The organism is Francisella sp. LA112445 (assembly GCF_012224145.1).
Taxonomy (GTDB): Bacteria; Pseudomonadota; Gammaproteobacteria; order Francisellales; family Francisellaceae; genus Francisella.
Window position 1 is genome coordinate 848,844 of sequence record NZ_CP041030.1, and the last position, 23,145, is coordinate 871,988.

The window sequence follows — 23,145 nt, forward strand, 5'->3', positions numbered from 1 at the left end:
ATATTTTTTTAGTGATTGAATGAATAAGTTATCTTCTAGTATGGCGCTTAAAAGCTACTATAATTTGCCAAATTAAAATAGCAAACCATACATAGAAAACAAAACTTATAAATGCTGATTTATCGCAAGCACTCTTAGTTAAGTATGGAATATTAGCAAATATATTATTTATGAAGTCTGGAAAAGGAAAGCTTTTCAATGAGTAAAATAAGAATGAACTTATCAAAAATATTATTATTGGTTTTATATAGCTTTGACCAAAATTAGAAATTTTTTCGTTAAATAAAAAAACTATTAAATCAAAATATCTTGGTTTATCAATTTCTAATTTTTCTTTTTTTAAGTTATTTATTAATCTAAAAGGAAGTATGTATATATATGAATATAAATATATAACAGAAATAGTTTTTGTTACTCCATGCTCTGGTGTAACAAGTGATATTGAAAACATTAGAATAAATAATAATATGAATAAAATATCATTAAAAAGAAACTTCTGTAATGAGTTAAGAGGCTCCATTAATTCTCTCTTTTTAGCTTTCATTTCTTCTGCGAAAAATTTGTTTGCCTCAAGGTGGTTACCAATACTATCAAAGCAATGCTTGATTACTCTAAATGTTTCTCTATTAGTGCCTTTTTCTTTTTTATTATCTTCTATTTCACAACCTAAGAAATTAGCACCAGCTACATAATTGAAATTAGATTTTGATAGATCCACTCCATTATAAAATTTAGTATTTCTAAAGATTGCAGAATCTTTAAAAGTGACATACTCAAGTTTTATGAAATCATTAAACTCACACTTATCAAAAACTGTAATAGCTTCAAAATTACATTTTTCTACATTTGTAGTCTTTTGTACTTCAGTGCCGTGGAAATCAGCTATTCCAATAAAGTTACAATCATTAATTATTAGATTTTCATTAATCTCGTTATTTTTAAATTCAAATTTATCATTGAAAGTGATTTTTCTGAGTTTAGCTTCATTTATAATTGAATTATTTATTTTTAAAATATTAATATTATTTTCTAGAAAAGATATTTCATCAAAATTGCATTCATTAATTTCTATTTTATCTTCAATATTACATTTTTCAATCTTGAATTCTTTTTTGAAACTAGAGTTACTTAAATCAAGTTTTTTAAAGCTGTTATGTTTATTAAATTGATTTATATTTATTATTTCAAAATTTTTTTCAAAAGTACATTCAATAATAGATAGACTAGTACTTAAACTTATATTTTCTTCTTGTATTATTTCTATATTTTGCTTGAATGTTATATTTTCAAAATAAATATCCTCAGTAAAAAAGCACTTATTAAATTGATGGTAGCTTAAATCTTTATCTGATGCATAAATATTCTTTTTAAAAGAACATTTCTCATAAATAGCATTTTGTTCACAATTTGTATAGTTATTTAAAGTCCAATCATCATAGAAGTGGCATTCACTAAAAATAACAGGAATAGTTAAGTTAATATCTACTTGATCAATATAAAAATGGCAGTTAATAAATTCAAGCTTTCCATATTTATTATATAGATCAAAATAATTATTATTAATTAGGCTGTTACTTTTTTTAGGAAAATGTATATCTTCTGTTACAAAATTAAGTTCTGTTGGCAACTGTTGCGAATGTTGAATATATAGTTTTAGCTCTTCAATGAAGTCATTAATTAAGTTTTGATCTGAATTGGTTTTGCTACAATGCAAAACACATTGTTGATGCTCTTTATAAACATATAAATTACAGCCATTAATAGTACATTTTTGTTTATTTTCTGAATTAGACATTTGTTAAAATTCTTATTTTAGATTTATGAAAAAGTTAGATTCTATGCAGTAAACAAACTACATGAGTAGCAATACCTTCTTTTCTACCAACGAAACCTAATTTCTCAGTAGTGGTAGCTTTGATATTTATTTGATTAATTTCTATATCTAATATATTTGCTAGACAAGATTTCATAGTTTCAATATGAGGTAACATCTTTGGAGCTTGAGCAACTATAGTGCAGTCAATATTGCCAATATGGTAGCTTTTTTCATCTAACATTTTTTTTATTTCAGCTAGGAAAAATTTGCTATCAGTATTTTTATATTGACTATCAGTATCTGGGAAGTGTCTGCCAATATCACCAAGCCCTAAGGCACCAAGTATAGCATCACATAATGCATGAATAAGTACATCACCGTCAGAATGAGCTTCTAGACCTAAATGATAGGGAATTTCTATACCACCAATGATGATGTTTTGCTTTTGATCTGTGAATTTATGGACATCATAACCATGACCTACTCGAAACATAGTTTTAGCCCTGTGTAATAGGATAGTTATTATTTAACCAGCTTTGGATACCACCAGCAACTGAAACAACATCTGTATAGCCCATTTGTTGTAAACTATGAGCTGCTAAAGCTGAACGGAAACCACTACCACAGTATAAGTACATTTTTTGATCTTTGTTTGGCACTAGACTCTCAATTTTGACTTCAATTTGTCCTTTACTTAGATGAGTTGCTCCTTGAATATGAAATCTATTAAATTCAGAGTCTTCTCTTACATCGAAAATTACTCCATCAAGATTATCCGAGTTCATTTTGTTAAATAAATCACTAGCTGAGCATTCTTTGATCTGAGACTTTGCATTATTTACAAGTTTTAAAAATTCTACTGGTCTAGCATTATTTGGTGAAAGAGTAGGGTAACCTTTTGCATTCCATGCTCTCCATCCACCATCAACTGATATTACATTGTTGTATCCCATTTCTTTTAATGTCTCAGCAACCAATGCAGATCTAAAACCACCACCACAGTAAAAATACATTTTTTGATTTTTGTTTGGTATTGCTGATTCAATAGCACTTTCGATAATTCCTTTACTTATATGGATTGCATTTGGGATATAGCCATTTGCAAATTCAGACTCTTCACGAGTGTCTACCAAAATACCATCAAGAGAATTATTCTGATTCATCTCATAAATATCATCAACAGTACATTCTTGTATTTTTGCTTTTGCTTCATTTACTTTTTTTAAGAATCCTTGAGAGTGTTGCATCTTTATCACCTTAACTTTTGTGTTTATCTAAATTGATATTTTATATTTTTCTTCAACTAAAAAGAATATCTATAAAAGATAACTTATAACTTGGAATATTATAATAACTATTGCAATAGTTAGAGCTACTACATTTAGAATTTTATTTCTCATTGAAGAATATATAAGTTTATAGTTTTTGTTACGCAAAATTCTAACCATATTTAAAGGGCAAGAAACAAGCATTATTAAAGAGAAAAGTCCTACAACTGATAATGCAATCAAAAACAGTTGTTTAAAGTAATAATTTAAGACAATTGGTAAGATAAAAAGTAAAAATCCAAGAAGTATATTTTTATTTATATTTGATAGGCTATTCATCTTAAATCTGTCTAAAATTAGATCTTTTAGTGCTAGAGAGAGTGTAATAAATGCTGTAGTTACAGATATTGATATAAAGCTGTATATCAATGTTATTATTTCATGAGATTTAATATTTGCTTTAAGGATATATATTAATTGAGTCACACTATCTTCAGAGCTTAAAGAGCCACTAAGAATCGCAGCAAAACTATTTTTATTACCATAAATAGCAATATTACCAAAGATAGCTATAATCCAACAAGTATAGATTAATAAGATTATCAATGAAGCTATCATGATAATTCTTCTAATATCTTTAGAGTGAGGTCCTACATAACTTACTACAGTAGGTACTATGATATGTGCTGAGAAAGTTGTTGCTAATATAGGCAGTGCAATAATTAGTTCTTTGAAGTTACTAAAGCCATATTTATCTAAATTTTCTAGCTGTACAGACTTAAATAGTTGGATAATTGTAAATAATATGATTATAAGTTTTAAAGTTAAGAAAAGCCTATTTAACCACTCAGCATGTCCAGTACCTTTTAAGATAAAACCTCCGAAAATAATAACAAAGCATATTTCTATAATTATGTAATTAACATCTAATAAACTTTCAAAAGATGCTCCTATAGCAGATATATACGCAGCAAGCATGCCATAGAGAATTCCAAAGGCACAAATATATACAAGAATAATTCCAGGTTTTCTAAAAAGTTTATGAGCAAGACCTAGGTAACTAATTCCTTTTTCAAAATGTAGGCATGCTTCTGCAACAGCTAGAGTTGAATATGTCATTAAAAGCCACATTAGAAACATTATGATACAACCAATAAGAATACCAAAATATGAAAGAATCATTGGTATAGCAAGAATACCACCACCTAAAGATGTACCGATTATTAAAAAAATACATCCAACTTGCTTGTTTATACTTGTTGTCACAAATTAGGCTTTTATTTTTTAACTTAAGAATAATTAAAACATATAAATATGAGATTATGAAACAATAATTTTTACTTTTTACCAACCAGCGATTGCTGCGCCATCTGGATATACTTTTTCTGCTAATTTTTTAACAGCAGGGCTTTGGAATGCTTTGACATATTCTTTAAGCTTAGGGTTATTTTTCTGATCTGCATTTGCTGCAATAATATTGGTAAATGGAGAATCAGTTGGCTCTACAAATAACGCATCTTTATGTGTAAGTCCAGCTTTTGATAAATAGTCATTATTTATAATACCTAAAGCTACAACCCCTAAATTGTTAGGAATCTGATCTGCTTGTAAAGCTATAATCTTAAGATGTTTAGGGTTACTAATTACGCTATCTGGAGTAGCTTTCCAAGTGACACCTTTCTTAAGTTTAATCAATCCAGCATCTTCTAATATCATAAGCGCACGACCTTGATTTGTCGGGTCATTAGGTATAGCAATAGTTGCACCATCTGGAACTTCATCAAGATGCTTATATTTTTTCGAATATATACCCATAGGGTAAAGGAAAGTTTTTCCAATAGAGACTATATGATAGCCAAACTTCTTATTTTGGTTTTCTAAGAAAGGTATATGCTGGAAAGCATTAGCTTGGATTTCATTATCATTTAAAGCTCTATTTGGCAGATTATAATCACCAAATGAAACTAACTTAACATCAAGACCATATTTTTCTTTAGCTATTTTTTGGCTAAGCTCCATAATTTTATCTTGAGGAGGGCTAGTTATATAGCCGATAGTTATTTGATTTGGATTTATAGCAGCTGATGCGTTTACGTATAGTTGTGTACCACTAGCTATTAGTAAAATAATTGTAACAATCCAAAGAGATGTTAATTTTTTTGCTGCAAGTAGATAATTACCAAAAGATTGTGTTAGTTGTACTAGTATAACTAGCATTACTACACCACCAAGTAATAGCGTATAATTACCATAGTTATATCCCTTGAAATAGGTTAGATCTCCAAGACCTCCACCACCAACGATACCTGCCATAGCAGAGAAGCCTATAAGCGAAATACAAGTAAGAGATGCTGCATCGATAAGAAGATTCTTAGATTCTGGTAATAAAACTTTGAAAATGATCTGGTTTCTAGTTGCGCCCATAGCTTTAGCAGCTTCAATTAAACCATGATCTACTTCTCTTAGTGCTGACTCAGTTAAACGGGCATAAAATGGTAGGGCTGCTATAGCAAGTGGAACTATTGAAGCTGTTGTGCCAATAGTTGTACCTACGATTAACTTTGTTAAAGGGTATAGTAAAATAAGTAAGATAATATATGGAATACTTCTAGTTATATTAATTATCGCACTAAAACCTTTATTAAAACTTTTAACTAAGATATTTTTACTATCTTTAGTAATATACAATAAAATACCCAGTAATATACCACCGATAACAGCTACTAAAGTGGCAATGAAAACCATAAAAATAGTTTCCCATGTGGATATAGCTATCTGGTTAAACTCATGTAAACTAAATATTGTCTGCTGTTGCATAGCCTAACACCTTTAAATTAACATCTTGATTTGAAAGAAATTTTAGAGCGTTTTCCCAATCTTTACGCTCACCAGTTATATGGCAAATTGCAATACCAACTATTTGCTCTTGGATAGTTTCAATATTTGCTTGGATGATACTTGCTGAAGCATTAAATTGGCGAGATATCTCGGCTATGATTGGCATCTTGCCTTTGTCACCATAAAAAGTTAGTTGTACAACAGGGTATGTATGATCATTGCTATATGGATTATCATGAAGTTTCTGGGCTATAAATTCAGGGACTTTTGTATGAATACTAGTTTCGACAAAAGATTTTGTAACCTCAGTCTGAGGATCTAGGAATATATCAAGAGTTTTACCTATTTCTGCAATACGACCTTTATCAATAATAGCGACTCTATCACATATTCTTCGAACAACATCCATTTCATGAGTAATTAGAACTATAGTTAAGCCAAGCTCTTTATTTAATCTTTTAAGCAGTGCTAATATCTGCTTTGTTGAAGTGGGATCTAGTGCAGAAGTTGCTTCATCAGATAGTAATACCAATGGATCAAGAGCTAAAGCTCTAGCAATAGCTACTTTTTGCTTTTGGCCACCACTAAGTTCTTTAGGATATGCTGTAGCTTTATTTGGTAACTCAACAAGCTCTAAAAGTTCATAAACTCTTTTTTTTATCTCTGCTTTGGGGATACCTTGGATCTCAAGAGGTAGAGCAATATTCTCATAGACATTTCGTGAAGAAAGTAAATTGAAATGTTGAAAAATCATTGAAACTTTTCTTCGAAATTCTCTAAGTTGTTTTGGGTTTTTCTTAGTGATATTTTCATCTGCTATGAAAATAGAGCCATCAGTAGGTTGCTCAAGTAAGTTTAAGCATCTTAACAATGAGCTTTTTCCAGCACCGCTATGTCCGATTATACCAAATATTTCACCTTGCTTTATTTCAAGATTAATATTATCTAGAACAAGGTTGCTAATATTGTTAGTATAGTATTCTTTTTTTAGATTCTTAATTTGTATCATTTTTTGCCTTAGCTTTATCACCTATTTTACTTTCCTGTCCACTAACTAATCTTTGAATATTACCTTTATGCTTAACAAGGATAATAATAGCTATAATTAAAAAAGGAGCTGCTGTTTGGAAATCTGATGTAAATATTACAGATAAACTTGCTATAACAGTAGCTAATAATGCTGATAGTGAAGAATAGCGAGTTATCACAGCTACACATAACCATGTAATTACAAATATAAAACCTAAAATCCAGCTAAAGCCAAATAGTGTGCCAATAAGTGTTGCAACACCTTTGCCTCCTTTAAAGCCAAAAAATATTGGAAATACATGTCCAAGAATAGCATATAAAGCTGTACACGCTGTTATAAAGTCATTTCCAGTTAGAACCTTGGCAATAACTACGGGGATTAGGCCTTTTAGAATATCAAAAGCTAATGTAATAATAGCAGGGACTTTACCTCCTATTCTTAGTACATTGGTTGTACCAGGATTACCAGAACCAACACTTCTTGGTGATGGTAGTCTAAAAATGTAACAAACTATAATTGCACTATTTATTGAACCAAGTAGGTATGCAAATATGAGAACACCAAAATTTAAAGAGATCATGAATATTCCTTTTATTCCTTTTTTAAAAAAATGTCCAAATAAACTATTATAATACTATCTAGGTAATATCTTGGCTAGCTATTTTTTCTGCTTTATTATACGATTAGTAGCTTAAAAAAACATATTTATCAATTTTTATATCAAAAGGTTTGATTTTATGACTGTAATGAAGTTCGATTTAATTAAAAAAGAAGGTAAAGCAAGAAGAGGAAAAATAAGTTTTCCTAGAGGAGATATTCAAACGCCAGCCTTTATGCCAGTAGGTACTTATGGTGCTGTAAAGTCACTATCACCAGTGGAACTAAAAGAAATGGGGGCAGATATTATTTTAGGTAATACCTTTCATTTATGGCTACGCCCTGGTACTGATATTATTAAGAAGCATGGTTCTTTACATGGCTTTAATGGTTGGGATAAGCCTATTTTGACTGACTCAGGAGGATTTCAGGTATTTAGTTTAGGTAAAATGCGCAAGCTTACTGAAGAGGGTGTGACTTTTAAATCGCCGATAAATGGTTCAAAAGTGTTTTTATCGCCAGAGATATCAATGCAGGTTCAAAGAGACCTGGGTTCTGATATTGTGATGTGTTTTGATGAATGTACTCCATATCCAGCAACTGAGAAAGAAGCAAAAGATTCTATGGAGCTATCAATGCGTTGGGCAAAAAGATCAAAAGATGCGCATGGTGATAATCCTTCGGCATTATTTGGTATTATCCAAGGTGGGATGTATGAACATTTGAGAGATGAGTCGTTAAAAGCATTAAAAGAGATCGATTTTGATGGTTTTGCTATTGGAGGCTTATCTGTAGGAGAGCCAAAAGAAGATATGATTAGAATATTAGATCATACTGCTCATCAAATGCCAGAAGATAAGCCAAGATATCTAATGGGAGTAGGAACTCCAAAAGATTTAGTTGAAGCAGTGTACCGTGGTGTAGATATGTTTGACTGTGTGATGCCTTCACGAAATGCTCGAAATGGCCATATTTTTACATCGGAAGGAGTTATTAAAATTAGAAACTCTAAGCATAAAGAAGATACTTCTCCACTAGATCCTAACTGTGATTGCTATACTTGTAAAAACTTTAGTAAAAGCTATCTACATCATCTTGATAAAACTAAAGAAATCTTAGGCTCAAGACTAAATACTATTCATAACTTAACTTTTTATCAAAACCTTATGAAGGATATTCGCAAAGCTTTAGAAGAGGGAAGGTTTGAGAGATTTAGAAAAGAATTTTTAGAAAGTTATAAATAGTTACTCATTTAGGAATGAATGCAATAGCTCATTCATTTTTATAAAAGTTTTAGAATTAGGTTCTTTAGATAATAAATAGTAAGACTTATTTGCAGGAAGACTTTTTTGCTTAGGTAAATATATTAATCCATTTTTAATAAGATCTTTGATTAAAAGTTTCTCTGTTACAAAATAACCTACTCCTGAAAAGCATGCATTTATCGCTTGAATGGAGTTTTTTAAGGCTATTTTTTTGTTATGGGTATGGGCTATATTGTTGTGTTTACACCAGTGAATATAATCATTAGATCTTAGTTGATCATCGACGAAAATAAGTTTTTGAGACGAAATAATCTCTTCAAAACTTTTGCCTGCTTGTTTGTTATTTGATATCAATACTAATTCGCCATCTACTAGCTTTTGTTTGTTCGTACCTTCGAACTCTTCTTCAGAGCCATATTCTATACTTAGATCTATATCATCATTATCAAAATCTACTCTTCTTCCTTTAGTTATAAACTGTATATCTATATCTTTAAAGGCTTCAACAATGTTATCAAACCTAGGTATTAGCCAATTTGCACATAGGGTTGCAAGACAGTTGATAGATATTTTATTTATATGCTGTTCTTTAAAAAGATTAGTTGACTGATAAATTTCGGTTATTAACGGATCTATTCTCGAATAATATTGCTTCGCTAAATCTGTAATTACTAGTCTTCTTTTTTGAGTTAAAAAAAGTTTTTTATCAAAATATGTTTCTAATTTTTTAATTGATTGACTTACAGCTGAGTGAGTCATAAATAATTGTTCGGCTGCTTTTGTGTAGCTTTTTGTTTTCATTACAGCTACAAAAACTGGCAAAGAATTCAATGGAGGTAAATCATTTCTTTTTATCATAATCGTGTAAGGGAAACTTACTTTGCTTTAATGATAGATTGTTCTAAATAAATATGCAATATTTTATCTAGTTTTGCTATTTATAATGTTAAAAATCTTATAGTTAGTTTATATTTTTATATAAATGATTCATTAAATTTTTAAGTTATCGCTATCTAGCTTTACTAATTTTTATTTATGTAAGTAAATCTTACTAATGTGTAAGTTTAAATCGTTTTACTTTATATGTACTTAGTCTATCATTTAGTTATTGTTTTGTTACGATTAGGGTCTAAAAAATGAGAGTGATGCGTGATTCATTAGCTATGTTATTAATGCTTTTATCAGCAACAGCTATTTCTTTAGTAGGGTTTAATACAAAGTTTATAATGGCTAGTTGTTCTATTTATTCAGTAATGCTTATATATTTCATAGGGAGTGCTATATTGATGTGGTGGATTGTTAGCATCTCTTCATTTGATAGAATACGCCCTCTTGAATGGAGGCCTATTTTTATTAGGGTTATCTTAAGTATTACAGCACAGTACTTTTTATTTTTAGGATTGCATAGTTCATCATTGTTATTGCCTATTTTATTATTTAATACTAGTCCTCTATTTATACCAATTATTAGATGGATTTTCCTTAAAGTTAAGGTTAGTGTTGGAACTTGGATATTGTTGGCTATAAGTTTTGTTGGAATCTATTTGATTTTAGGAAGTAAATCAGGAGGTCATGCAGATCTATGGGCTTTGAGCGCTTTAGTTGCAGGTGTTTTGAATGCGGGTTCTCAAGTGGTATTACATACGGCTAGTCAAAAAGAGAATTTGTTTACAATGAACTTATGGATATTTACTTTTATAAGTATTCTTATGTTAATTGGATTGCCATTTACTCATATTACATTTTCAGGTATTAGTTATGGTTTCTCTAATGTTTTATTAGTTTGGGCTGGTATTGGAACTGTAATATTTGGAGTAAGTGCTCAGCTTTTTAGAGTGAAAGCTTTTAAGTATACTGCAGACCCATCTTTTATAGCTCCTGGGATGTACTTCTCAGTAGTAGTTGCTGCTGTTATGGATGCATATATATATAATAAGAGTCTAACTCTAGTTGAAGTTTTGGGGATATTGATTGTGTGTGGAGCTAGTATATTCTCAGTAATTAAGAAAAAATAATATTTAAAATACAAATAAAGGAGACTTTAAAATGAAAAATACAATAGTTATTGCAGCTGATTTTATAAATGAAATAGTTGATGAGAAAGGTGCTTTTGGAGCATTTAATGCAGAGAGAGTTAAAAACTGTCATACAATAGAGAATGCTAATAAGGTTATAGCATGGGCTCGTAAGAATGATGTTAAAGTTGCTCACGTTAAAGTAGGTTTTAGTAAAGACTATCATGAGTGTCCAAGAAACTCACCTATCTTTGGACAAGCTCCAGAATATAAAGTTCTTCAGCTTGGTACATGGGCTACAGAATTCCATAAAGATGTAGATGTACAAGATCATGATATCGTAATAACTAAGCATAGAATTAGTTTTGTATATGCTACAGATTGTGAAGCTATCTTAAGAGCTAACAAGATTGAAAATATTATAGTTTTTGGTGTATCTACTGAGCATGTTATTGAATCTTCAGTAAGAGAATTACATGATAGAGACTATAATGTAACAGTTATTTCAGATGCATGTAATGCAGGAACTGAAGAAGGTCACAACAAGAGTCTTGAGAGCCTAGCTCACATTTCTAAAGTTGTTACAGCTGAAGAGTTCTTATCAAGTAACTAATCTTTATGCTTTTGCTAATTAAACTTTCATATTAATGTAATAGTATGAGACCTAAATATATAAAAGTAATTACCTTGATATATTTATGTAAGTAGGACTTACATTTATGTAACTTTAAATCGCTTTACTTTAGGCATCTGTACTTTATCATATGAGAATGATTATTAAATAATATAAATAAAAAATGGAGATTTTAAAATGGGAAATACAATAGTTATTGCAGCTGATTTCATAAATGAAATAGTTGATGAGAAAGGTGCTTTTGGAGCATTTAATGCAGAGAGAGTTAAAAATTGTCATACAATAGAGAATGCTAATAAGATTATAGCATGGGCTCGTAAGAATGATGTTAAAGTTGCTCACGTTAAAGTAGGTTTTAGTAAAGACTATCATGAGTGTCCAAGAAACTCACCTATCTTTGGACAAGCTCCAGAATATAAAGTTCTTCAGCTTGGTACATGGGCTACAGAATTCCATAAAGATGTAGATGTACAAGATCATGATATCGTAATAACTAAGCATAGAATTAGTTTTGTATATGCTACAGATTGTGAAGCTATCTTAAGAGCTAACAAGATTGAAAATATTATAGTTTTTGGTGTATCTACTGAGCATGTTATTGAATCTTCAGTAAGAGAATTACATGATAGAGACTATAATGTAACAGTTATTTCAGATGCATGTAATGCAGGAACTGAAGAAGGTCACAACAAGAGTCTTGAGAGCCTAGCTCACATTTCTAAAGTTGTTACAGCTGAAGAGTTCTTATCAAGTAACTAATCTTTAAAAAAATCTAGTTTATTACTTTGAATATTTTCTTCTATTTAAAAAATAAACTAACTTTATTTTATGTGCTCGTGCACTTACGCATCTAATCTTAGAGTAACTCCCCCTTGAAAGCTAAGATTAGATGTGTAAGTGTATGTTAATTAGCTACAGTCTTTTTATAGTTTTCAAAATAATAAGCTTTACCAAATCTGAGGATACTGGAAGTATAATATTTACTTTATTCTAATATCGGTAAATAATTTTAAGTTATGTTGGTTTTATTGCCATATAATTAAAAGCTTTATTTAGTTTTATGGGTATTTTATTATTTGATCATAGTTTTATAGATTTATATTAGGTTCGATTTAGGTATATCAATATCCAACTTAAGAAATAATAAGTATAATCTTAGCTGTTTTAAATTCGTTTTAATGTCTTTGTAAATCTAATTCTTATAGTGATGTATTAGTATAGGTGTGTACAATTTGGTCTAGTATTTAGCATAGTATTTTATGTATATCTAACTACATATAAAAATGTCACGCTGAACTTATTTCACATTTCACAGAGAGTATTGATCTTATTATAATCCTGAAACTAGTTCAGGATTATAAAATGTACTGCTTATAGAGAGTAAACTATGTAAACCTAATCAGAAAAAGCTAATATTAAATAATAGCTTTGGAAAAATAATTGTTTCTAAGGGACTGCGTTAGTCAATATTTTTAAGTGATGCAAAAAGCTCACTGTGAGCAGAACCTTTTTTATAGAATACTGGAGGATAGCCAATTTTTGCTTCTACAGTTACATTTTGACCACCTTTATACTCTTTATCTGAGTAGATGTGTACCCAATCATCACCTTCAGGTAGATATACATCCCAATCTGTTACACCTTCTTTATGAACAGGAGCTACTAACAGATCTTTACCTAGTAAATATTGATATTGTATATCATAGCAAGTTTCATCATTTTCATAATGAATAAATAAAGGACGTTGAACAGGTATTCCTTTTTCATGATTTTCATTTACTAATGATTTTATATAAGGTTTAAGAGCTGTATATGTACTAACCATTTTTGCTAGATGAGCTACAGCTTCATCATCTTGTTCAAATTGGAAATTCTCATCAGGTCTGTTGCCTTCATGTGTTCTCATAACACAAGTGAATGCAGCCATGTCACTCCAGCGCATAAATAACTCTTTTGTTCTTTTTAAGCCATGTAGAGATGTATAACCACCAATATCACTATGATGTAGCCCCATCCCGCTCATTCCAGCTGATAATGCTGCTGGAACAACAGAAGCAAGGCCGTCATGTAAACTAAAGTCAACACATTGATCGCCTGCCCATAATAGAGTATTGTATGGTTGGAAACCATTAAATCCTGCACGCATGAAAAACATGATTTCACCTAATTTGCCAGCTTCCTTAATTGCTTCATAGTTTGCTTTAGCCCAAAGTCTTGGCCAATCATTATGTGCTTTTTTCGCATCTATGCCACTATATAAAGTACAGTCTACAGGTAGATACTCACCAAAATCTGCCATCCAGCCATCTAGACCGAAATCAATCATTTCTTTTTTGATCACTCTATTTTTATACCATTCAAATGCTTCAGGATTTGTTAGGTCTACAACACCACAGTAGAATTCACCAAAATCTACTAAGTACTCTTCGCCATCTTTCGATTTAGCAAAGTAGTCAAGTTCAAAAGCTTCGTTATATAGGGGATAACCTTTTACAAGGTATGGATTAATATAACCTAAGAATTTAATACCTCTTTCTTTAAGCTTAGGGATTTCTTTATCTAGGTTTGGATACATTTCTTTATCCCATTGCCAGTTCCAGTTTAGTCTTTTACCAAAACTTGTAACTCTTTTGCCTTGCCAGTCTTGAGCCCAGATGCCTGCTATTTTTACACCTTTGTTGATAACATCATTAGTTTTTCCTAAGACTGTTTCTGTACCATTTTGTAGACCTACAATTAGACCGTTATATACCCATTCAGGAAGTTTTGGTTGTCTACCAAAGAATTCTGTTAGCTTTTCTAGCAAAGAAATATAGCTATCAGCTGTTCTAAATACTATATTTTGAGGTATTTCCCAACACTCTAGCTCATGGAAATCATCATTTTTAAAGTTAAAATCCATATAAGCTGTACTATCCATGTGACAGAAGTATTTATGTGTAGAGACAAAAGTTGACTGAGGGTAGTTTGTGTTGTAGTAATCACCACCTGCTTTATCTTTAACATCTGCCATCCATGTCACAAGAGTGCTCTTATCACGACCTACACCAGGTTCAGAAGTCCAAAGAGGGAAGTTTCTACCTCTAAGATTAAAATATGAAAGCTGTTCTCCACATCCATATACTTTTTCACTAGCATCAGCATTAATTCTTATCCAGAAGCGATTGAATGAGCTATCTATAGCTTCAAAAGATATTTTAAGTTGATCATCTTTGCTATTAAATGATATGTTTAATGCAGGTTTACCATTATATAAAAGCTCAAAAGAATTGCTATTTTTAGAGATAGCACCTGCTAAAGGTAACCTTTCTATAACATAGTCTGATATGTTAAAGTTACCACGATACATTTCCATTGAGTCTTGACCTTTGCCAATAAAGAAAGCAGGTTTTTCAGCACTATGTTTCAGTAATATTCTATTGTTGTAGATTATTTCTAACTGATTATTGCTGTTATTAATCTGTAACATTATTTTTATCTCCTATTTATATAAGTTTTCGTATTTTGAACCCGTCAGGTTTTCACATATAGTTTTGACATCTTCATTTACTTCATCTTTAGAGCCTCCATCTTCTAGTCTAGAGATTTCGCCTTTAATTATTTCAAAGTTTTCAGGTGTTATTTTAAATTTTGTTGAAAAATATATACCAATAAGTATTAGTACTGTAGGTATAAATATAAATACATATCTTAATGAAGAAAGGGTACTTGCTGATTGATGAGCTAGGTGTGAATCATAGCCAATTAACTGTAGAATGAGACCTATTAATGGTAAAACAATAAGCCCCTGAGAGATTTTGCGAGCTGAAGACATTGCTCCAGCGTAAACACCAGTTCTTCTTTGCTTACTAAGTAATACATCTACTTCTGTAACAAAGCTAAGCATTGCCATAGGTATCATATAACATGGTGAAAGACCAATTCCTATTAAGATAAATCCTGCGGAAACAGTTAAAGCAGATGCATTTGTTTGATTTAGAAGTAGTAATCCTAGCATCGATAGGACCCATATTGTAGCTCCAATTCGATAACTGGTTGCTTTACTAAATTTGTTAGCGATAAAGACATATATTGGTAAAACACAGATTTGAGCAATCCACATAGTACTTATGTAAGATACTAACTGAGGGCTTTCAAGGTAAGTTTTGATAAAGTATACACTTAATGTCATTAAGAAGTCTAAAGCTGTAAATGCTGCAAGATATAATCCTAGTTGTGCACGGAAAGATTTGTTTTTAAATGCAGATGCAAATGAAGATAGTAGACCAGTTAACTTTGATATAAAAGATTCTTTTTCTTTTTTTACTTCGTTAGTGTTGGTAGTTATCTCTTTAGTTCCTAAAAATACAACAACCCAAACTATTGCATATAGTATTGAGAATACTGTTGCCATAACAACATAAGCCTTATCACTATATGTATAAGCTGCTAATATTATTGGAGCTACTGATGTTGCTAGTATTGATGAAAACTGTGAGAAGCCCATTCTAAAAGCAGATAGTCGAACACGTTCCTTGTATTCATGAGTCATATCTGCGATTAATGCAGCATATGGGGTAATAACCATAGAATATACAACATCAAATATACAGTACATTACTAGGTAATATATAAAAGCTTGTGTATCTGTGACACCATTAACACCTACTTTTAATGGTGTCATCCACATAGGGATAAATGTAATTATAATAGGAATTATACCGATTAAGAAGAAGATACGTCTTCTACCAAAACGAGTGTTTGTTTTGTCAGATAAGTTTCCAAAAAATGGATCTGTAATAGCCATCCAGAATCTACCCAAACCAAACAAAAGTCCAGCTAATACAGGTGATAAGCCAACATTGTTTGTTAGGAAAATCATAAAGAAAGTGCCTATAAGGGCAAAAGCGCCACCTCCAAAAATATCACCCATTCCATAAGATATATAGTTTCTTAGTTTTAGATTTTGCAAAAGAAATACTCCTTGTAGTTTTAAATACGAGTAAAAGTTAGTGAAAGTTTTATTATAGAATAAAGTTATTTTAAACCATAGTCACCTAATGATTTAGCAAAAAAATATCCATTGATAATACGGTATTACTAATGTAGAATTCATCTGTTTAAAAAATATAAAACTAAATTTTCTAGGAGAAAAAATGAAAAAAATATTATTATCGTTAGCAGCTGTTGTGTTATTTACTTCAAGTTCTTTTGCAGCAGGTAGTGAAGCTTCAGCTGGTAGTCCATTAAGCTCAATCTTAATGTTAGTAGTGTTTTTTGCAATATTTTGGTTTTTACTTATTAGACCACAACAAAAGAAGAATAAAGACTTACGTAAAATGTTGTCAGAGTTAGCTAAAGGTGACGAAGTTGTGACTAATGGTGGCATAATAGGGAAAATAGCTAAAATTGATGATACTTTTGTAGATCTAGAAGTGGCAGAAAATGTTACTGTTAAAATTCAAAGAAATGCAGTTTCTAATATTTTACCAAAAGGTGCTACTAAGGCTTAGTTAGCCATTCTAGAAATCTTTTAACTTTTTTCTTTTTTACACAAAGGATTTTTCAATGAGTAATAATAAGAATCTTCCTATAAATCAATTTCCTTTATGGAAAAATCTTTTAATAGTCTTAATTTTAGCATTAGCATTGTTTTATGCTATACCTAATATCTTTGGTAAAAGTCCAGCTTTACAAATATCTCAAAAAGATGGTGATATTAGTACTCAATTATTAGTTAAAGTTGAAAATACTTTAGATAAAAATAAAGTTGCTTATGAAAAGGCGCAAATAACTAATAATAAAGATAATGTTTCAATTACATTTAAAGATGTGGAAGAACAACTTAAAGCGAAAAAAATATTAAAAGAAAGTTTAAGTGATAATTATATTATTGCTATGAATATGCTTTCTAATTCACCAAGCTGGCTTTCAGCATTAGGTGCTAACCCTATGAATTTAGGATTAGATTTACGTGGTGGAATGTACTTAATGCTAGAGGCTGATACAAAAACAGCTATAAATGCACAATTAGATAATACATTAAATGTGATTTTAGCAGCAGCTAAAGATAATAATATAGGTGTTTCTAGCTCGACTAAAGCTGATGAAAAATCTAGTGTTAAAGCTCCACAAGATTATATTGCTAATGGCTATGTATCTATTACGTTAGATAATTCTGCAGATGTTACTAAGCTTAATCAATATTTAAACTCGGAGTTTAAAAAGATTCAAGATCCAAATATTACAAGCACAACTAAAGCTAATACTGTATTTGTGACTTATAATAGTGCTAAGATTCTTCAATTAAAACAGGGTGCTATATCTCAAGTTGTAACAGTAATGCGTAATCGTATTAATGCTTTAGGTGTTGCGGAAGCTTCAGTTGCTCAAGCTGGTGAGAATCGTGTAGTTATTGAGATTCCTGGTATGCAAGATGCTACTCAAGCTAAACAGATTTTAGGTGGTACATCTACTGCAAGTTTTTATTTAGTCGATCCTGTTACAAATAGGCTTGCTACAGAAGAGCAAGGCTATAAAGTCTACTCTCTAGATAACTCTAGAGGTTATCAAAGTTATTATAGTTTAAAAGGAGCTCCAGTAGCAGGTGGTGCTGATATTATTGGTGCAAGTCCATCAGTAGATCGCCAAACAGGTACGCCAATAGTTATGGTTGAATTAAGTAGATCAGCTGCAACGCACTTTAGAAAAATTACTGGCAAAAATGTTGGTAACCCTATGGGTGTAATGCTTGTGAATACTACTTATGAGAAAGTCAAAACTAAAGATGGCAAAGAGAAAAATGTAGTTAATAAAACTGAGAAGTTAATAAATGTAGCTACTATTCAATCTGCTCTTGGTTCACATTTTCAGATTACGGGCTTAAGTCAAAAAGAGGCAAATAATCTTGCTTTAATGATTAAGTCTGGCTCATTACAGGTACCTGTTCATATTGTTCAAGAATCACAAATAGGACCAAGTTTAGGTAAAGCTAATATTGAGAAAGGTATGCTATCTATAGTTGTAGCTCTTTTAGCTGTTATTATTTTTATTCTAATCTATTACCGAGTCTTTGGTATCATTGCAAATATTGCTTTGGTTATGAACCTTGTATTGATCGTAGCTGTTATGTCAATTATTCCAGGGGCAACATTAACATTACCTGGTATTGCAGGTATTGTTCTTAACCTTGGTATGTCAATTGATGGGAACGTACTGATTTTTGAAAGAATTAGGGAAGAGATTCGTGCAGGTATGCCACGTCAAAGTGCAATTCATATAGGTTATGAGAAGGCATTTACGACAATTGTTGACTCTAATATTACAACTTTAATTGTTGCAGTTATTCTTTTCTTTATTGGAACAGGGGCTGTTAAAGGATTTGCTATTACATTGATGATTGGTATTGTTACATCTATGTTTACATCAGTTACTGTTTCTAGAGCTATGACTAATTTTGTTTATGGTAAGAAAAAGAAACTAGAAAAAATCTCTATAGGAATATAATTTTAGGTTGGTTTTATAATGGAATTTTTTAAACAAAAGACTCAGATTGATTTCTTAGGTATCAAAAAGTATACGACTGCTTTTTCAGTGCTTATGATTGTTATCTCTTTGTTCTTTATATTTACTAAAGGTCTAAATCTTGGTTTAGATTTTACTGGTGGTTATCAGGTTCAGCTGCAAACTTCAAAAATGCTAAGCTCTGAATCTATGTCTAAGAAATTAGAAGAGATTGGTTTTAAGCATACAACTATAACTACTTTTGGCGACAATGATAACTATTTGATTAAGTTTGCTCCAGATGAAGTTAACTCTAAATCTGAAAATCTTGAAGATGCCCAACAGCAGCTACAAAAAGATGTAGAAACAGCTTTAGGAGCCAAAGTAGAAAGTATAAACTATATTGGTCCTCAAGTAGGTAAAGAGCTAGCAAGCAATGGTGTACTGGCAATAATTATTGCTATGGTATGTATCTTAATTTATATAAGTGCTAGATTTGAGATGAAGTTCGGTATAAGTGCTTGTATTGCGTTAATACATGATCCTATTGTTATACTCGGCATATTCTCAGCTTTTCAGTTAGAGTTTGATTTAACTGTTTTAGCAGCAATTTTAGCTGTGATTGGTTATTCACTAAATGATACTGTTGTAATTTATGACAGAGTACGTGAAAACTTTAGAAAAATGCGTAATTCTAATGTTACAGAAGTTGTTAATAGAAGTATTAACGACACGCTATCAAGAACTATATTAACATCTGGTTTAACTATGCTTGTTGTTGTGGTGTTATTCTTGTTTGGTGGAAGTTCTGTGCATAATTTCTCTTTGGCTTTAATTCTAGGTATCGTTGTAGGTACTTACTCATCAATTTATGTGGCAGGTGTCGTTGCTGTAGCTTTAGGGTTAAATAGAGAATCATTGTTGCCTAAACAGGTAAATAAAGAAGATATTCCTATACTTTAATATTTGTTAATAATTTATGGCAATTAGATAGTGTATAATGGAATTAAGAGATTCAAAAGAAGGATAAACAATGAAAAAAATCATTTTAACTTTTAGCTTATTGGTTTTAGGATCAAGTCTAGCCTTGGCTATGTCTAGTGATAAGCCTGTAACAACTACAAAACAAGAACAGTCAAGTAATTGTGCAAAAGATAAAGCTCAGCATAAACTTGTAAATATTTATACAAAAGAAGATGAAGCATCAAAAGTTACTGGACATATTACATTTAAAAACCAAGATAATTATAATGTTTTCTATTGTAAAAATACTGGTTGGTGTGAAGTAGTTAATAAAACTAATGGAGATACTGGTTGGGTAAGTTTAGATCAACTTAAACAAGCTCAGCAAAAGTATGCTAGCTATATGCAGAAAAAAGATACTATAAAAAAATTAGTAGAATATACTGCTGTACAGGATCAAAAAATAGCACAATTACATGCGATGATGATACAAATGCAAAAAGAATTTGCTAATGTATTACAACAACAGCAAGCACAAATTAACCAATTAAGTAAGGCTTATTACTATCAGTAAATTGAAACTTAGTAAGGCGCTATATGTCTAAAAAAAAGTTATTACCAGTTGCAAAACCTAAGACTCTACCTGTTGTATCTGATAATAACCTCAATTCTTATCTAAACTTTGTCAATAGCTTGCCGATATTATCTCTAGAAGAAGAGCAAGAGTTAGCAAAACGTTATAAATATCAAAAAGATTTAGAAGCTGCACAGCAGTTAGTCTTATCTCATTTAAGATTTGTAACTAAAATTGCTAAAAACTTTTCTGGCTATGGCTTATCAATAGCAGACCTGATCCAAGAGGGTAATATTGGGCTTATGAAAGCTGTAAGTAAGTTTGATCCAGAACAAGGTGTTAGATTGGTATCTTTTGCTGTCCATTGGATTAAGGCAGAAATGCATGATTATGTCTTAAAAAATTGGAAAATTGTAAAGGTAGCTACAACAAAAGCACAACGAAAACTGTTTTTTAATCTTAGAAGCTCCAAAGGGAAGATTGGTTGGTTAAGTTCAAATGAGATTAAACAGTTGGCTGAAGAGCTTAATGTTAAAGAAGAAACTGTCATTGAGATGGAAAAAAGGATGTGTCAAGGCGATGCAAGTCTTGATCTTCCATATACAGATGATGATGGTGGGCAGTCTAGCCAGCAGAGCTTATATCTTGAAGATAAATCATCTAATATTGAGCATCAGATAGTACAGCAAGATTATTATGACAATTTTAAAGCAGTTGTAAAGGATGTTTTAGGTAGTTTTGATACTCGTACAAAAGATATTATTATGTCTCGATATTTGCTTGAGAAAAAAGCGACTTTGCAGGATTTAGCTGCTAAGTATAAGATCTCAGCAGAGAGAGTCCGACAAATAGAGGAAGAAGCATTAGCTAAATTAAAAAAAGCTATTAAAAATAGGAGCTAGACGCCGTTTTATTTTCGTGTTTTCCAATAGGGTGCAAATTTAATCATCCAAGAGAAAATATAGCTTATCATTTTATTTTTACCATCTTTCTGCATTTGATCGTAAGCATATCTTTGAAATTCATTTAAAGACATATTTTCAGCTTTTAATTGATTATCTTGAAAACACTTACTGCAATAAATATTTGATCCATTTTCTATTTTATCTTTTGATAAGGGCATGAAACAACATTCGCAATTTTTCTTTGACATGTAATTATATTTTTTAAAAGTTATTTATCTAAGTTTGAGTTCTTTTATATAAAAAATCAATATCTTCTTTTATTGGAAAATATAAATATATCTTGTATAGTTAGTTTAATTTTGAAATAAAAACTTTCTTTTTAAAAAGTCTTAATAAGAGCTTATTATGATGAATAAAAACTAGTTCGTTTATGGTAATATATTCGTTATATATTTAAATTCTTATTCAAAAAACTAATGAAAAACTTTATACCTAAAATTACAACAAAGGTAAAGCAAAATGTTTATTTAGATGGTTCTAAAAGTATCTCAAATAGATCTTTAATTATTGCAGCTATGGCAAATGGAGAAACTAGATTTGAAAATCTACCAAATAGTGCAGATGTTTTGGCATGTGTTGCAGCTTTAAAAGAGCTAGGTTGTGATATAAAACATAATCAAGATAGTAAAACTTTAAATATTGGTGGTTGTAACGGAAAGTTTCAGAATAAAAAAGCAAAGATATTTTGTAATGAATCTGGTACATTGACAAGATTTATAATCCCTATGTGCGCTGTACAAGGATCTGGTGATTACTATGTTTATGCTAAACAAAGAATGATGGAGAGACCGTTAGCAGATCAATTAAAGCCGTTAGAGAATTTAGGAATGAAGGCTCAGTATCATGAAAAAGCTCATGCAATGCCAATGACTATTAATGCAAACTCTTTAGTAGGTGGTAGTATCGAAGTAGATGGCAAAAAAAGTTCTCAGTTTGCATCAGGCTTACTTATGGCAGCACCATTTATGCAGCATGGTCTAGTTTTAAATTCAATTACAGATCATAAGCAACCATATTTAGATATGACAGCAAAAGTTATGGCAGAGTTTGGTATTGATGTGGATATTGAAAATAATATTTATAAAACTAAGAAATCTAGCTACAAATCTCCAGGAAGATATGTAGTTGAGCCAGATGTCTCAACTGCTTCATATTTCTGGGCATTTGCTGCTATTACTGGATCTACTATAAAAGTAATGAATGTAACTAAAGAATCTAAGCAAGGAGATATCAAGTTTTTAGATGTTCTTGAGATGATTGGTTGTGAAGTTAAATATTTTGATGATGGTGTTGAAGTTACAGGAGCTAAGAAATTAAAGGGTGTAAATGTTAATATGCGTAATTTCTCAGATACATTTATGACTTTGGCTGCTATAGCTTGCTTTGCTGATTCAGATACTTATATTTCAGGACTTAGCCATACTAGAGGTCAAGAATCAGACAGAGTATCTGCTATGGCAGAAGGGCTTACAAAACTTGGTATGTATGTTGAAACGACACAAGATAGTATTTTAATATCGCCATCTAAAAGTAAATTCCAACCTGCAGAAGTTGATAGCTTTAATGATCATAGAATTGCTATGTCATTAGGTCTTTTAGGGTTAAGAAATGATGGTGTTGTTATAAATAATGCGGAGGCTGTTAGTAAGACTTGTCCAGATTATTTTGAAAGAATGAGAAACTTGGTAGGTTAAAAAT

General features: G+C 30.8%; 20 protein-coding genes. 10 read left to right on the forward strand and 10 right to left on the reverse strand.

Going from position 1 to position 23,145, the window contains the following annotated elements:
- Positions 1 to 28: 28 nt before the first annotated feature.
- The 7 genes from FIP56_RS04185 to plsY form a co-directional block, all read right to left on the reverse strand.
- A complete protein-coding gene (locus tag FIP56_RS04185; RefSeq protein WP_192577700.1) occupies positions 29 to 1,795 on the reverse strand; it encodes a hypothetical protein in 1,767 nt (588 codons plus the stop codon).
- Positions 1,796 to 1,829: 34 nt separating this feature from the next.
- Positions 1,830 to 2,309, reverse strand: coding sequence for a 2-C-methyl-D-erythritol 2,4-cyclodiphosphate synthase (gene ispF, locus FIP56_RS04190; RefSeq protein WP_192577701.1), 480 nt, complete (start codon positions 2,307 to 2,309; stop codon positions 1,830 to 1,832).
- A 4-nt stretch (positions 2,310 to 2,313) separates the two neighbouring features.
- Positions 2,314 to 3,063 carry a rhodanese-like domain-containing protein gene (locus FIP56_RS04195; protein WP_192577702.1) on the reverse strand — a complete coding sequence of 250 codons (750 nt, stop codon included), beginning with the start codon at positions 3,061 to 3,063 and terminating at the stop codon, positions 2,314 to 2,316.
- 69 nt (positions 3,064 to 3,132) lie between these two features.
- Positions 3,133 to 4,350, reverse strand: a complete 1,218-nt coding sequence (locus FIP56_RS04200) for an aromatic amino acid transport family protein (protein ID WP_192577703.1) — start codon at positions 4,348 to 4,350, stop codon at positions 3,133 to 3,135.
- 78 nt (positions 4,351 to 4,428) lie between these two features.
- The gene (locus tag FIP56_RS04205) at positions 4,429 to 5,901 is read right to left on the reverse strand and encodes a MetQ/NlpA family ABC transporter substrate-binding protein (protein ID WP_192577704.1); all 1,473 of its coding nucleotides are present in this window, start codon (positions 5,899 to 5,901) and stop codon (positions 4,429 to 4,431) included.
- Positions 5,879 to 6,931: an ATP-binding cassette domain-containing protein gene (locus FIP56_RS04210; protein ID WP_192577705.1), complete on the reverse strand. Its 1,053-nt coding sequence runs from the start codon at positions 6,929 to 6,931 to the stop codon at positions 5,879 to 5,881. Before FIP56_RS04210 ends, FIP56_RS04205 begins: the two co-directional genes overlap by 23 nt.
- Complete coding sequence (gene plsY / locus FIP56_RS04215) at positions 6,918 to 7,532, reverse strand: glycerol-3-phosphate 1-O-acyltransferase PlsY (RefSeq protein WP_192577706.1); 615 nt, start codon at positions 7,530 to 7,532, stop codon at positions 6,918 to 6,920. The genes FIP56_RS04210 and plsY overlap by 14 nt, the downstream gene beginning before the upstream one ends.
- A gap of 157 nt (positions 7,533 to 7,689) precedes the next feature.
- Between plsY and tgt the strand changes: the two genes are divergently transcribed.
- A complete protein-coding gene (gene tgt / locus FIP56_RS04220) occupies positions 7,690 to 8,793 on the forward strand; it encodes a tRNA guanosine(34) transglycosylase Tgt (RefSeq protein ID WP_192577707.1) in 1,104 nt (367 codons plus the stop codon).
- Here the strand turns inward: tgt and FIP56_RS04225 are convergent, their stop codons facing one another.
- The gene (locus tag FIP56_RS04225; protein ID WP_192577708.1) at positions 8,794 to 9,672 is read right to left on the reverse strand and encodes a LysR family transcriptional regulator; all 879 of its coding nucleotides are present in this window, start codon (positions 9,670 to 9,672) and stop codon (positions 8,794 to 8,796) included.
- A 278-nt stretch (positions 9,673 to 9,950) separates the two neighbouring features.
- On the opposite strand from FIP56_RS04225, the gene FIP56_RS04230 reads away from it, so the two are divergent.
- The 3 genes from FIP56_RS04230 to FIP56_RS04240 all read left to right on the forward strand — a co-directional run bounded on the left by FIP56_RS04230 (position 9,951) and on the right by FIP56_RS04240 (position 12,222).
- Positions 9,951 to 10,829: a DMT family transporter gene (locus tag FIP56_RS04230; RefSeq protein ID WP_192577709.1), complete on the forward strand. Its 879-nt coding sequence runs from the start codon at positions 9,951 to 9,953 to the stop codon at positions 10,827 to 10,829.
- Between the two features lie 31 nt (positions 10,830 to 10,860).
- The gene (locus FIP56_RS04235) at positions 10,861 to 11,442 is read left to right on the forward strand and encodes an isochorismatase family cysteine hydrolase (protein WP_192577710.1); all 582 of its coding nucleotides are present in this window, start codon (positions 10,861 to 10,863) and stop codon (positions 11,440 to 11,442) included.
- Positions 11,443 to 11,640: 198 nt separating this feature from the next.
- On the forward strand, positions 11,641 to 12,222 hold the full coding sequence (locus tag FIP56_RS04240) for an isochorismatase family cysteine hydrolase (RefSeq protein WP_192577711.1): 582 nt from the start codon (positions 11,641 to 11,643) through the stop codon (positions 12,220 to 12,222).
- A 700-nt stretch (positions 12,223 to 12,922) separates the two neighbouring features.
- On the opposite strand, the gene FIP56_RS04245 is transcribed toward FIP56_RS04240, so the two are convergent.
- Entirely contained in the window at positions 12,923 to 14,932 is a 2,010-nt protein-coding gene (locus FIP56_RS04245) for an alpha-glucosidase (RefSeq protein ID WP_192577712.1), read from the reverse strand.
- Positions 14,933 to 14,944: 12 nt separating this feature from the next.
- A complete protein-coding gene (locus tag FIP56_RS04250) occupies positions 14,945 to 16,414 on the reverse strand; it encodes an MFS transporter (protein ID WP_192577713.1) in 1,470 nt (489 codons plus the stop codon).
- 184 nt (positions 16,415 to 16,598) lie between these two features.
- Here FIP56_RS04250 and yajC point away from each other — a divergent pair, with 184 nt between their 5' ends.
- The 6 genes from yajC to aroA all read left to right on the forward strand — a co-directional run bounded on the left by yajC (position 16,599) and on the right by aroA (position 23,141).
- Positions 16,599 to 16,955 carry a preprotein translocase subunit YajC gene (yajC, locus tag FIP56_RS04255; protein ID WP_192577714.1) on the forward strand — a complete coding sequence of 119 codons (357 nt, stop codon included), beginning with the start codon at positions 16,599 to 16,601 and terminating at the stop codon, positions 16,953 to 16,955.
- A 55-nt stretch (positions 16,956 to 17,010) separates the two neighbouring features.
- Entirely contained in the window at positions 17,011 to 18,948 is a 1,938-nt protein-coding gene (gene secD / locus FIP56_RS04260; RefSeq protein ID WP_192577715.1) for a protein translocase subunit SecD, read from the forward strand.
- An 18-nt stretch (positions 18,949 to 18,966) separates the two neighbouring features.
- Positions 18,967 to 19,908 carry a protein translocase subunit SecF gene (gene secF / locus FIP56_RS04265; protein WP_192577716.1) on the forward strand — a complete coding sequence of 314 codons (942 nt, stop codon included), beginning with the start codon at positions 18,967 to 18,969 and terminating at the stop codon, positions 19,906 to 19,908.
- 70 nt (positions 19,909 to 19,978) lie between these two features.
- A complete protein-coding gene (locus FIP56_RS04270) occupies positions 19,979 to 20,482 on the forward strand; it encodes a hypothetical protein (RefSeq protein WP_192577717.1) in 504 nt (167 codons plus the stop codon).
- Between the two features lie 23 nt (positions 20,483 to 20,505).
- Positions 20,506 to 21,384, forward strand: a complete 879-nt coding sequence (rpoH, locus tag FIP56_RS04275; RefSeq protein ID WP_192577718.1) for an RNA polymerase sigma factor RpoH — start codon at positions 20,506 to 20,508, stop codon at positions 21,382 to 21,384.
- Between the two features lie 479 nt (positions 21,385 to 21,863).
- Positions 21,864 to 23,141, forward strand: a complete 1,278-nt coding sequence (gene aroA, locus FIP56_RS04285) for a 3-phosphoshikimate 1-carboxyvinyltransferase (protein ID WP_192577720.1) — start codon at positions 21,864 to 21,866, stop codon at positions 23,139 to 23,141.
- The last annotated feature ends 4 nt before the right edge of the window (positions 23,142 to 23,145 follow it).

Bases quoted from the DNA above. Each gene is read 5' to 3' on its own strand.
- FIP56_RS04195 (WP_192577702.1), bottom strand. From the start codon at position 3,063: ATGCAACACTCTCAAGGATTCTTAAAAAAAGTAAATGAAGCAAAAGCA.
- ispF (WP_192577701.1), bottom strand. From the start codon at position 2,309: ATGTTTCGAGTAGGTCATGGTTATGATGTCCATAAATTCACAGATCAA.
- aroA (WP_192577720.1), top strand. From the start codon at position 21,864: ATGAAAAACTTTATACCTAAAATTACAACAAAGGTAAAGCAAAATGTT.
- FIP56_RS04210 (WP_192577705.1), bottom strand. From the start codon at position 6,931: ATGATACAAATTAAGAATCTAAAAAAAGAATACTATACTAACAATATT.
- FIP56_RS04245 (WP_192577712.1), bottom strand. From the start codon at position 14,932: ATGTTACAGATTAATAACAGCAATAATCAGTTAGAAATAATCTACAAC.
- FIP56_RS04230 (WP_192577709.1), top strand. From the start codon at position 9,951: ATGAGAGTGATGCGTGATTCATTAGCTATGTTATTAATGCTTTTATCA.
- FIP56_RS04235 (WP_192577710.1), top strand. From the start codon at position 10,861: ATGAAAAATACAATAGTTATTGCAGCTGATTTTATAAATGAAATAGTT.
- FIP56_RS04225 (WP_192577708.1), bottom strand. From the start codon at position 9,672: ATGATAAAAAGAAATGATTTACCTCCATTGAATTCTTTGCCAGTTTTT.
- FIP56_RS04270 (WP_192577717.1), top strand. From the start codon at position 19,979: ATGAAAAAAATCATTTTAACTTTTAGCTTATTGGTTTTAGGATCAAGT.
- FIP56_RS04240 (WP_192577711.1), top strand. From the start codon at position 11,641: ATGGGAAATACAATAGTTATTGCAGCTGATTTCATAAATGAAATAGTT.
- rpoH (WP_192577718.1), top strand. From the start codon at position 20,506: ATGTCTAAAAAAAAGTTATTACCAGTTGCAAAACCTAAGACTCTACCT.
- plsY (WP_192577706.1), bottom strand. From the start codon at position 7,532: ATGATCTCTTTAAATTTTGGTGTTCTCATATTTGCATACCTACTTGGT.
- secD (WP_192577715.1), top strand. From the start codon at position 17,011: ATGAGTAATAATAAGAATCTTCCTATAAATCAATTTCCTTTATGGAAA.
- FIP56_RS04185 (WP_192577700.1), bottom strand. From the start codon at position 1,795: ATGTCTAATTCAGAAAATAAACAAAAATGTACTATTAATGGCTGTAAT.
- yajC (WP_192577714.1), top strand. From the start codon at position 16,599: ATGAAAAAAATATTATTATCGTTAGCAGCTGTTGTGTTATTTACTTCA.
- FIP56_RS04205 (WP_192577704.1), bottom strand. From the start codon at position 5,901: ATGCAACAGCAGACAATATTTAGTTTACATGAGTTTAACCAGATAGCT.
- secF (WP_192577716.1), top strand. From the start codon at position 18,967: ATGGAATTTTTTAAACAAAAGACTCAGATTGATTTCTTAGGTATCAAA.
- tgt (WP_192577707.1), top strand. From the start codon at position 7,690: ATGACTGTAATGAAGTTCGATTTAATTAAAAAAGAAGGTAAAGCAAGA.